Source organism: Rhizobium altiplani, assembly GCF_001542405.1.
In the GTDB taxonomy this organism is placed as follows: Bacteria; Pseudomonadota; Alphaproteobacteria; order Rhizobiales; family Rhizobiaceae; genus Rhizobium; species Rhizobium altiplani.
Genome location: NZ_LNCD01000148.1, coordinates 90,588 through 101,782, shown reverse-complemented (window position 1 = coordinate 101,782; position 11,195 = coordinate 90,588). Strand labels below are relative to the sequence as shown.

Annotated in this window: 11 protein-coding genes; 8 read left to right on the top strand and 3 right to left on the bottom strand. The window is 59.4% G+C overall.

Features of this window, described 5'->3' with window-relative positions; all coding sequences use genetic code 11:
• Both AS026_RS38280 and AS026_RS38275 read right to left on the bottom strand, forming a co-directional pair.
• Positions 1–1,361 (bottom strand): mannose-1-phosphate guanylyltransferase/mannose-6-phosphate isomerase (locus AS026_RS38280; protein WP_062368902.1); only part of this gene is annotated, 1,361 nt, incomplete at its 3' end.
• A 37-nt stretch (positions 1,362–1,398) separates the two neighbouring features.
• Positions 1,399–2,697: a phosphohexomutase domain-containing protein gene (locus AS026_RS38275; RefSeq protein WP_082728688.1), complete on the bottom strand. Its 1,299-nt coding sequence runs from the start codon at positions 2,695–2,697 to the stop codon at positions 1,399–1,401.
• 153 nt (positions 2,698–2,850) lie between these two features.
• Between AS026_RS38275 and ung the strand changes: the two genes are divergently transcribed.
• From ung to AS026_RS38235, 7 genes are all read left to right on the top strand, one after another.
• Positions 2,851–3,561 carry a uracil-DNA glycosylase gene (ung, locus tag AS026_RS38270; RefSeq protein ID WP_018117268.1) on the top strand — a complete coding sequence of 237 codons (711 nt, stop codon included), beginning with the start codon at positions 2,851–2,853 and terminating at the stop codon, positions 3,559–3,561.
• 128 nt (positions 3,562–3,689) lie between these two features.
• The gene (locus AS026_RS38265) at positions 3,690–4,622 is read left to right on the top strand and encodes a VOC family protein (protein ID WP_018117269.1); all 933 of its coding nucleotides are present in this window, start codon (positions 3,690–3,692) and stop codon (positions 4,620–4,622) included.
• A gap of 12 nt (positions 4,623–4,634) precedes the next feature.
• Positions 4,635–5,243 carry an alpha/beta hydrolase gene (locus AS026_RS38260; protein ID WP_025662843.1) on the top strand — a complete coding sequence of 203 codons (609 nt, stop codon included), beginning with the start codon at positions 4,635–4,637 and terminating at the stop codon, positions 5,241–5,243.
• Positions 5,244–5,412: 169 nt separating this feature from the next.
• Positions 5,413–5,802 (top strand): Wzz/FepE/Etk N-terminal domain-containing protein, encoded by a 390-nt coding sequence (locus AS026_RS42175; protein WP_062376301.1) that lies wholly within the window; start codon positions 5,413–5,415, stop codon positions 5,800–5,802.
• A 335-nt stretch (positions 5,803–6,137) separates the two neighbouring features.
• A complete protein-coding gene (locus tag AS026_RS40835; RefSeq protein WP_160330136.1) occupies positions 6,138–6,572 on the top strand; it encodes a GNVR domain-containing protein in 435 nt (144 codons plus the stop codon).
• 376 nt (positions 6,573–6,948) lie between these two features.
• Positions 6,949–7,431, top strand: coding sequence for a transcription elongation factor GreA (greA, locus tag AS026_RS38240; RefSeq protein ID WP_018858200.1), 483 nt, complete (start codon positions 6,949–6,951; stop codon positions 7,429–7,431).
• Positions 7,432–7,721: 290 nt separating this feature from the next.
• Positions 7,722–8,567: a GNAT family N-acetyltransferase gene (locus AS026_RS38235; protein WP_025662846.1), complete on the top strand. Its 846-nt coding sequence runs from the start codon at positions 7,722–7,724 to the stop codon at positions 8,565–8,567.
• Positions 8,568–8,779: 212 nt separating this feature from the next.
• On the opposite strand, the gene AS026_RS38230 is transcribed toward AS026_RS38235, so the two are convergent.
• Positions 8,780–9,697, bottom strand: a complete 918-nt coding sequence (locus AS026_RS38230) for a DMT family transporter (protein ID WP_025660094.1) — start codon at positions 9,695–9,697, stop codon at positions 8,780–8,782.
• A 197-nt stretch (positions 9,698–9,894) separates the two neighbouring features.
• Here AS026_RS38230 and AS026_RS38225 point away from each other — a divergent pair, with 197 nt between their 5' ends.
• Positions 9,895–11,190, top strand: a complete 1,296-nt coding sequence (locus AS026_RS38225; RefSeq protein WP_025660095.1) for an adenylosuccinate synthase — start codon at positions 9,895–9,897, stop codon at positions 11,188–11,190.
• The last annotated feature ends 5 nt before the right edge of the window (positions 11,191–11,195 follow it).

Below are 11,195 nucleotides of genomic sequence, written 5' to 3'. Positions count from 1 at the left end.
ACTTCGATCAGTTCGAGCATGATCTTGCCGGGATTGGCGAGACGGTGGACTTCGCCGAGCGGGATGTAGACGGACTCGTTTTCCCTGAGCATCTGCACGTTTTCGCCGATTGTCACTTCTGCCGTGCCCTTGACGACGATCCAGTGCTCGGAGCGGTGATGATGCTTCTGCAGCGACAGCTTCTTGCCCGGCGTGACGAAAATGCGCTTCACCTGGAAGCGGTCGCCGTTCAGCACCGATGTGTAGCCGCCCCAAGGCCGGTAAGAAGTCGGGTGCGTCTCGGTCAGTTGCGATGTCGTGGGGGCGGCGGCGAGCATCTTCACGAGGTTCCCGACGTCCTGGCTGTCCTGCAGCCGTCCGACATAAACGGCGTCCTCGCTGGCGATGACAGCGATGTCGTCCATGCCCTGGACGGCGAGGTGCACGCCATGGGTCATGATGAGCGAGTTCTTGGTGTTGACGACCGTCGTGTTGCCGGCTGCTAGATTGCCATTCTCGTCGCGGCTGCCGCTCTTCCAGACGGAATCCCAGCTGCCGAGGTCGGACCACTTGAACGGCGAGGGAACGACGGCTGCGTTGCTCGTCTTTTCCATGACGGCATAGTCGATCGAGATGTTCGGGCTGGTGGCGAACGCTGCCTTGTCGAGGCGGATGAAGTCTAGATCTCTGACGCCTTTTGCAATGGCGTCGGCCGCAGCCTTGAGGACCGGCGCGGCATAGCTCCGCATCTCGGCAAGCACGCCTGAGACCGAGAACATGAACATCCCGGAGTTCCAGTAGAAGCCGCCAGTCGCGACCATGTCTTCGGCCTTGGCGAGCGGCGGCTTCTCGACAAAGCGCGCGACCGTTCGTGCGCCCGTCGGGAGTGTCTTCCCGCCTTCGATGTAGCCATAGCCGGTTGCCGGCTCGGTCGGCTGGATGCCGAAGGTTACCAGCTTGCCCTGGGCGGCTGTGGCGGCAGCGATGCGAACGCACTCAAAATAGGTGTCGTCAGCGACGATCTCATAGTCGGAGCCGAGAACATGCATGACCGTGTCTTCATCAAAGCGATCACGCACGAGCGTTGCGGCCGCCGCAACTGCCGCCGCGGTGTTTCGAGCAACCGGTTCGAGCAGAATTGCCGCTAGACCGATGTCCAACTCGCGCGCCTGCTCGGCAACGAGAAAGCGAAACTCCTCGTTGGTCAGGATGACGGGTGCTTCGTAAAGCGTGGGATCGGACACGCGCAGCAGCGTTTCCTGGAACAATGTCTTGTCGCCGATAAAGCGGATGAACTGCTTGGGCGCTGCGGCGCGAGACAGCGGCCAGAGACGAGTGCCCTTGCCACCAGCCATTATCACGGGAACGATCTTCTGTGTCATATGGAGAGTCCTCGAATATCTATCTTTGCTTCGCCTATCAACTCGGATGCGCCAACCAGCGGATTCGCTCCAGACCGGCGCGCAGCAACGCCGCGGCGGCTGTTTCGGTTTCCGCCTCGGCGTAGCAGCGCATTTCAGGGGCATTGCCGGACGGGCGGAAATGGATGATGCGGCGATCCGCCAGCGTAACACGAAGGCCGTCAATATCGCTGGCGCTGCCAACCTCGCCGATCGGCTGCAGGAACGCCGCGAGATTGGCGGGTGCGGCGCGAAGATAGGCCATCAACCGGGCACTGATCTCAACCGGAAAATTCTCAAGCCGGTCGGCCGCGGCAAATGGCAGATTGAAGGACGCGGCGACCACCGAAAGAGGCTGCCGTTTGGAGGCAGCAAGGGAAAGCGCCGCCAGGATGGGGACGAAGCAGTCGCGTGTCGGAAGGGCCTTCAGCGTGTGACCGTTGACCTCGAATTCACTCGCGGTGAGCAGGCCGCCGTTCGCTTCGAAACCGGCAACACGGGTCCGGCCAGCCGCGAGTGCTTCTTGCATCCCCGATATGACGAACGGAGAGCCAACACGCGTGCGAATGACGCTGAAGCGACCGGCGGCTTCGATGCCGGAATTCGATGTCACGGGTGTCACGACCGATGTCGCACCGAGAAAGTTCGCGGCGATCAGGCCGAGCAAATCGCCGCGCAGCGGCGTCCCTGTTTCGTCCGCCACCAACGGGCGATCGCCATCACCATCCGCAGAGACCATGGCGTCGAGGCCATGCTGTCTTGCGACCTCCTTGAGCTTGGCGATCGTCTCCTCCGAAACCGCCTCGGTGTCGACGGGAATGAAAGTTTCCGAGCGGCCAAACGGCACGACCGTTGCGCCGAAGTGTTCCAGGAGATCTACCAGCAGATCACGGGCGACCGTGCTGTGCTGGTAGACGCCGACTTTCAGGCCCGCGAGCGCTTCCGTGGGAAGAATATTGGCATTCCGTTCGCGGAAGAGCGCCAGGCATTCGACGGATCGGTTTTGCATCCCGGCACTGCGGGGGACAAACGTAAAGCCGGCACGGTCGAGTTCTGTCGCGACAGTCGTGATCGCTGCTTCGTCCGTCTTGTCGATTTCTCCGTCCGGCCGGTAGAACTTGATGCCATTGCGATCGGCGGGGATGTGCGAGCCCGTCACCATGAGACCCGCGGCTTTTTTCTGAAGTCCGTAAAGCGCCAGCGCCGGTGTCGGCACCGTGCCGCAGTCGCGGACCTTGAATCCAAGGTGATCAAGGGCATCGGCACAGTTTGCAAGGTCGACAGATAGGCCGCGAAGCCCACTGGTTCCGAATTTCATTCTGAATAAGCCCCGGATGCGCTTGAATTCGCCAGCGATTCGACCTCAATCTACTAGGTGTCCGTAGATAGTGAACTCCGGTGAACAATAAAAAGTTTGCCAATTCCCGGCTCGAGACAAGCCGAAGGCGCCCAGCGCCGACGAGGATCGTCGATGAATGAACAATCAATCGCACTGGAGGAGGGCTGGAGGGACGCTCTCGCCGGCGAATTTTCCAGCCCCTATATGCAGCAGCTCAAGGCGTTCCTCGTCGCACAGAAGCAGGGAGGCAAACGGATATTTCCCAAGGGATCGGAATATTTCCGTGCGCTCGATCTGACGCCGCTGGCAAACGTCAAGGTCGTGATTCTGGGCCAGGATCCCTATCACGGGCTAGGACAGGCGCACGGCCTGTGTTTCAGTGTTCGACCAGGCGTTCGCATTCCGCCTTCACTCGTCAACATCTACAAGGAGATGCAGAGCGATCTGGGGATTACACCGGCGCGACACGGATTTCTGGAGCATTGGGCACGGCAGGGCGTCCTGTTGCTGAACAGCGTGCTCACTGTGGAGGAGGCCCAGGCCGCGTCGCACCAGGGCAAGGGCTGGGAGCGATTCACCGACGCCGTCATTGGCAAGGTCAACGATGAATGCGATGCCGTCGTCTTCATGCTCTGGGGCTCCTATGCCCAGCGCAAGGCAGCCTTCGTCGATATAAGACGTCACCTCGTGCTGAAGGCGCCACACCCGTCTCCGCTCTCCGCTCATAACGGCTTTTTCGGTTGCGGCCATTTCTCCAAGGCCAATGCGTTTTTGCAGACGCACGGTCGAGCGCCAATCGACTGGCAATTGCCCACGAACCCCGGCGACGCCCAACTCTTCTGAACGATTGGCTTTTGTCGTTCACTAAAAAGAGACAATGCGTTCCGGTCCTCGGGGCTATTCCAATTGGTCCGGAGCGATCATCTATACCCCATACGAAGCCCGCGAGGCGGGCAAGAAAGGGGTCTTAAATGCTCGATCAAATCAAGGGTCTGCACCACGTCACGTCCATGGCGGAGGATGCCCGCACAAACAACCAATTCTTCACTAACGCCCTCGGTCTGCGTCGCGTCAAGAAGACCGTGAATTTCGACGCGCCCGACGTTTATCACCTCTATTATGGTGACGAAACCGGTGCACCCGGCACGATCATGACGTACTTCCCATTTCCGAAGATGGCGCAAGGTCGTCCGGGAACCGGTGAAGTTGGAACCACCGTTTTCTCGGTCCCGCAGGGCTCGATCGGCTTCTGGAGCGATCGCCTGAACAAGTTGAATGTCACCGGCCTGAAGACTGAGGAGACATTCGGCGAGAAGCGTCTGAATTTTGCCGGTCCCGATGGTGATGGCTTTGCCCTTGTCGAAGTCAAGGATGACAGCCGCCAGCCTTGGACACACGGCGGTATCAGCGAGGATAACGCGATTCGTGGCTTCCATTCGGTGGCCATGCGTTTGCGTGACGATGGTGCCACGTCAGAACTGCTCAAGTTCATGGGCTACGAAGTCCAGGAAGAGCGTGATGGTGTCAAGCGCCTGACTATTCCGGGTGGGAATGGCGCGCATCTCGTCGATCTGGAAACCATGCCGAACGTTTCACGCGCTTTGCCAGGTGCAGGGTCCGTGCATCACGTGGCCTTTGCCGTAGAAAATCGTGCGAAACAGCTTGAGGTCCGCAAGGCGCTGATGGATACCGGCTACCAGGTCACGCCCGTCATCGACCGTGACTATTTCTGGGCGATCTACTTCCGGACCCCGGGCGGCATCCTGTTCGAGATTGCGACCAACGAGCCCGGCTTCAACCGGGACGAAGACACTGCGCATCTTGGCGAGGCACTGAAGCTGCCACAGCAGCACCAGCACTTGCGCGCTCTCATCGAGCAGCACTTGCAGCCGCTTGAGGTTTAAAGGGGACGCACAATGACCGATAACAGCTATGTGCACCGGCTGCAGGCCGGTGCACCGGGAAAGCCCATTCTGTTCGTGCTGCACGGAACGGGCGGGGATGAAAACCAGTTCTTTGATTTCGGGCGGCGCCTGCTGCCGGCGGCGACGATTGTCTCTCCGCGGGGGGACGTCTCGGAGTTTGGCGCCGCACGCTTCTTCAAGCGTACCGGCGAGGGCGTCTACGACATGGCGGACCTCGCCCGTGCAACCGAGAAGCTTGCATCCTTTGTCGCGGCGCTGGCGAAGCAACATGAGGCAAGCGACGTGCTCGGCCTGGGTTTCTCAAATGGGGCAAATATCCTCGCCAATGTGTTGATCGAGAAGGGATTGTTCGATGCATCGGTTCTGATGCATCCGTTGATCCCGTTCCAACCGATGGCAAATCCCGCCTTGAGCGGGCGCAAGATACTGATCACGGCAGGCGAACGCGACCCGATCAGCCCTGCGCCCGTGACGAAGGCCCTGGCGGATTACTTCGAGAGCCAACACGCTTCCGTCACGACGGAATGGCATGCAGGTGGTCACGATATCAGGCAGAATGAAATCGACGCCATCCACAGGCTCTTCGAGCCGTACCGGTAAGCCACTGCTGTCGGATGGTCATCGGCCATCCGACAGGGCACCTTCGAATGCAGAGGGTGATAATCCAATAGTCTTATTTTGGGTTGTGAAGTCTTTTTGTTGTGATAATTGTTCGCGCGATGAAACCTTAGCGAGTATTCGGCTGTACGAGTTGAAGGGTTGCATTCGCATGAACGATGTCGAAGACGTTCGAATGCTGATTGGATTGGCCCACCGACAGGCTCGGACAATATTGCTGGTGGGACTGCCGATCTTCCTGCTGAGCCTCGTCATCGTCTTCTCGTTCACACCTCGCTACACCGCCCAGTCGTTGGTTCTTGTCGATACAAGTTCGAAGAATCTGCTCGACCCGGACGCTGCCACGACTAGCGGCCCTACCGATAATTCCCGGGTGGAAGGCGAGGTTCGTATCATTCAATCCGATGCGGTGGTGCTGGAGGCAATCAGGGACGGCAAGCTTCTCTCCGATCCAGAGTTTGCTCTCAACCGTTTCAACGACCGATTACTCTCCGCCGCTGGGCTCGCTGCCGACGCCATCAGGCGATGCGGCGCCGGGTGAAGTGCTGTCGGCTTTCAAGGATGCCGTTCGGGTTCGCCGCGAAGGCTTGACCTATCTTATCAGTGTGGGCGTGACATCGGATGATGCGGACAAAGGGGCGCGTTTCGCGAATCTTGTGACGACCGTCTACATCAGGAAGCAGGTCGAAGCCAAAGTGGCGAACACCGTTTCAGCCGGGAAGATCCTTGAACATCAGGTGACGGCCGCCAGAGATGTGCTTGCGCAGAATAAACGCAATCTCTACCTTTTCGTCACATCCCATAGTGATCTCCAGGCAGCCGGTTCTCTCCCGCAACTACGGCTTGCGGATGCGCAGTTTGGCGAGACGACATCCGATGCGCACCAGGGGGTACGGGCGCGGTCTATCGGCGGAGGTCCTGAGACAATTCTACGCGCTCCAGCAGTCGGCACAGGTCGCGAGGGTGCAGTACCAGAACCATTTGACGCGATTGCAGGACTTTGAAGCCCAAGCCAGCCTCCAGGTGGCTGACAGTCGCGTGGTTTCCGCAGCCCTTGCCCAGATCGAGCCGTCCTATCCGCGGAAAGGTCTGGTGCTCGGCATCATGGCCATCGTGGCGTTCGGTGCGGGCGTCGGGGGTGCCCTGCTACGGGAGTTCTCCATCGGCGGCTTCACGAGCGAAGATCAGGTGAGTGCGGTCCTGAATGTCCCGCTTGCCTCGGTCACGCCCGATCAGGCGGGGAGTGAAGTTGAGAAGCCGCACGGTCGCGGTCTCTCCGACACGATCATCTCCGCCCCGCTCTCGGTCTGACGCGCCCGCGCCTGCTGTCAGGCTGTCCCCGAAGGCGACGATAGAACGCCGTTTTGGTATGGCGCGACGCGCGGCTTGCGTTGGATTGACACTGAGACCGAGAAACATAAAAGGCTCCACAGTAATGAATGGGAATGTGATCCTATTTCGGCTGGGGAAAGCGGGGATAATTCCACTCGGCGACCGACCTGTCTGCGGAAATCGACCGGGTGGTTTGTGGCAATCACTGGCTCAAATGGCTTGTTTGGAAGGGCGAAGGGCAGTCGTTCTTCAAGTGCGGCTGTGACCAGTGGAAGAGATGGTATAAGATCGACCGCGGTGGCGACCCATCGCCTATGCGCTGCGAGACCAGAGACCACAAAGCGGAGTTTTGAAATTGAGTGTAGCCTTCGTCAAAGAAGAAAGTGCCGAAGCTGCTTCGGAAACACTTTTGCCGGACCGTCCAATTTCGCCGCATCCGAACCTCGTTACGGAAGCGGGCTTCAAGGCCCTGGAATTGCAGCTGCAGCAAGCGCGCGAGGCCTACGATGCCGCGAACTCCATTGAAGACGTGAACGAACGGCGTCGACAGGCGGCAAATCCGTTGCGGGATCTGCGCTACTTTGCTGCCCGAGTCCGCACGGCGCAGGTCATCCCTGAGCCGATTTCGCTTGATGTCGTCGCCTTTGGAACCAGCGTGACCTTCAGCCGGGACGACGGACGCGTGCAGACCTACCGTATCGTCGGAGAGGATGAAGCCGATCCGAAAACCGGATCGATTTCCTTCGTATCCCCGGTGGCCAGGGCTCTCACCGGCAAGACGGTTGGAGATGTCGTCAGCGTCGGCGGTCAAGAACTCGAGGTCATCGCCATCGGTTAGGCGCTTTTTTCTTAGCTGATGCGAAAGCGATGGCTGTCTGATTTTCGAACAGCTTATGGCTCTTAACCCGTCTTCATGCTCTATTAAGTAATTATCTTGAGATTGTAATCTCCCTGTTCCATGATGGTTGCGATGCAAAGAATTTCGGCTCGTACTTCATGACGATCGCTGCAGATCGCTTCAGCCATGAACATGTTTCTTTGCCGTCGGGTGGCTTTACGGCTGTTAGACTTTGATCTTTATTTATCCCGCAGGCTCTCAACTGCGGTCGATCTGATTAGGGACGTTGCATGAATTCGGAGTTTACCGTTCGTCCGATGCGACCCGGTGAGTTGGAGCTAGTGCTCGAGTGGGCACGTCAGGAGGGATGGAATCCCGGCCTCGACGATTCGGTTGCCTTTCACGATGCGGACCCGTCGGGATTTTTCGTGGGCGTGATCGGGGAGGTGCCCGTCGCCTCGATCTCAGTCGTCAAATATGGCGAGGATTTTGCTTTCCTCGGTCTTTTTATCGTCCATCCGGATTTTCGGGGCAGGGGCTACGGCAAGGCCATTTGGAATGCCGGGATGATGTCCGCTGAGGGCCGTAGCATCGGTCTGGATGGTGTGCCCGCACAACAGGACAATTACCGAAAGGCCGGGTTCGAAGAGGCCTATCGGACGGTTCGCTATGGTGGCGTGATCTCTGCCTTGCCGGAATCAACACTGGTTGCCCACGCTGTCTCGGATAGACTCGACGGATTGCTGCGCTATGACGCGATGATCTTTCCGGCGCCGCGGCCAACCTTCGTGGCGTCATGGTGTGCTACTCGCAAGGACAGGCACTCGGCCGTGGTGCGCAAGAGTGGCAAGATTCGCGGCTACGGAACCATCCGCCGTTGCTACGAGGGCTACAAGATCGGCCCGCTGTTTGCAGGCGACAGGGATAGCGCGGCGGCTCTGATTTCGGTTCTGGCGCAGCATGCCAAGGGAGCGAAGGTCTTCATCGATGTTCCCACCAACAATGGCGAGGCCATTGAACTTGCCGAGAGCCTGGGCTTGGCGCCCGTCTTCGAAACGGCGCGGATGTATCGGGGCACAGCGCCGGTCGTTCCGCTCAGGAGCATTTTCGGCGTGACGACCCTGGAACTCGGCTAGAGCCTTTCGGGGTTAAATCGAAGCGTTCTGTTGGCTCAAACGGAGTCGGTCGGTCGATCAGGCGGCCCGTTTCAGCCAGCCCGTGAGGCCGGGCATCGATCCTCCAGGAACAGCGGCGACCGGCTCGGACGTACCTTGGGTATGTCCTTCATCAATCGTTCCTGCCCTGTCGAAAACCTGCTCCGGCAGAACGTTTCAATTTTCTGAAAGCTCTAGTCCATAGGCGAGGCGGGGACGGTCGAGACTGCGCGCTGGGGACGGCCTTTTTCGGCGATGGCAATGCCGCCCAAAGCGAGCGCAAGCGCGATCACATGGAAGGGCTGAAGATGCTCGCCAAGCAGCGCCACGGACAACAGCGTTCCGAAGACCGGCACGAGGTTGATGAAGAGCCCGGCGCGATTTGCGCCGATCGCCTCGACGCCCTTGATATAGAGGATCTGGGCAAGCAGGGACGCGAAGATGGCAGTGTAGAAGGCAATCAGCCAGCCCTTGTTGTCTGGCAATTGCACAGCACCTTGCGTGCCCTCCCAGATGAGAAGTGGCACTGCTGTCAGCGTCGCGCCGAGGGCGGGGATCGCCATCAGCGTGCGCCAATCAAGGGGCGGTTTCCAGCGTAGAAAAATCGTGTAGACAGAATAGGCGGCTACGGCGATCAGCATGAGGCCGTCGCCACGGTTGAGACCGAGCTGCAGCAGGGTCGTCAGGTCACCATGCGCGGCGGTCAATGCGACGCCGCCGAGCGTCATGGCGAAGCCGACTATCTGTGCTGCAGAAACGCCTGTGCGGAAGAAGACGAAGTTCAGCAGGAAGATCAGCATCGGGATCCCGGCCTGCTCGATCGCAACATTGATCACGGTTGTGTACTGGACGGCCGAGTAAAGCATCGCGTTGAAAAGCGTATAGCCGATGATGCCGTAGAAGAAGAGCAGCGGCAGGTTCTTGCGGACGATCGGCCAGTCGCGCTTCAATTGCGGTACGGAAACGGCGGCAATGAGTGCCGTCGCAAGGAACCAGCGCAGAAACGTCAGCGTCATCGGGCTGACGTGCCCGAGCGCGAGCTTGCCCGCCACCGCGTTTCCGCCCCAGCATAGTGCCGCGACGACGAGAGAAATATAAGCGGCGACCTGCACAGGCGATTCTTCCAGATGACGGCGATGTGGTTCTCAACCTTGGGATATGATTGGCCAATAGCCCGATGATGGCTGATTTGTCACGTAAAAAGCCGATTTCGTCGGCATAACAGGGTCGATTTCCCGGTGACAAACCTTTATAGATGCGCGGGTTTGAGAAGGGTGCGGTTAAATCCGCCTTTAACAGGAAGACGTGAATGACGAACGTAGTTGTAGTCGGTTCGCAATGGGGTGACGAAGGCAAAGGCAAGATTGTCGATTGGCTTTCGGAACGCGCCGATGTGATCGTGCGCTATCAGGGCGGACACAATGCGGGCCACACGCTGGTCATCGACGGTGTCAGCTACAAGCTTGCCCTTCTCCCATCCGGCCTCGTGCGCGGCAAACTCAGTGTCATCGGCAATGGCGTCGTCGTCGATCCGCATCATTTCGTCGCCGAAGTCGCGAAGCTGCGCGCGCAGGGTGTCAATGTAACGCCCGAGGTGCTGCGCATCGCGGACAACGCACCGCTGATCCTGTCGCTGCACCGCGACCTCGATGGCTTCCGCGAAGACGCGGCTTCCAACAGCGGAACCAAGATCGGTACCACTCGCCGCGGCATCGGCCCGGCTTATGAAGACAAGGTCGGTCGCCGCGCGATCCGCGCCATCGACCTGGCCGACAAGGAAGCGCTGCCGGCCAAGATCGACCGTCTTCTGACGCACCACAATGCGCTGCGCCGCGGCCTCGGACTGCCGGAGATTTCGGTGGAATCGCTCGAGAAGGAACTGAACGACGTCGCCGACCAGGTTCTGCCTTATGTCGACCAGGTCTGGCGTATCCTCGACGACCAGCGCAAGGCCGGTGCCCGCATCCTGTTCGAAGGTGCGCAGGGTGCGCTGCTCGACAACGACCACGGCACCTATCCCTTCGTCACCTCGTCGAACACGGTTGCCGGTCAGGCCGCCGCCGGCTCGGGTCTCGGCCCGACGGCAATCGGCTATGTTCTCGGCATCACCAAGGCTTACACGACGCGCGTGGGCGAAGGTCCGTTCCCGTGCGAACTGAACGATGAGATCGGCAAGCATCTTTCGACAGTTGGTCGCGAAGTCGGCGTCAATACCGGTCGTCCGCGCCGCTGCGGCTGGTTCGATTCGGTTCTGGTCCGCCAGACGGTGAAGACATCGGGCATCACGGGCATCGCGTTAACCAAGCTCGACGTTCTCGACGGTCTTGACGAACTGAAGATCTGCGTCGCCTACAAGCTTGACGGCAAAGAGATCGATTATCTTCCGGCTAGCCAGGCTGCCCAGGCCCGGGTAGAGCCGATCTACATCACGCTGGAAGGCTGGAAGGAATCGACTGTCGGCGCACGCAGCTGGGCTGATCTGCCGGCCCAGGCAATCAAGTATGTTCGCCAGGTCGAAGAACTGATCGGGGCGCCCGTCGCTCTCTTGTCTACAAGTCCTGAGCGCGACGACACGATACTTGTGACCGATCCGTTTGAGGACTAAGGTCG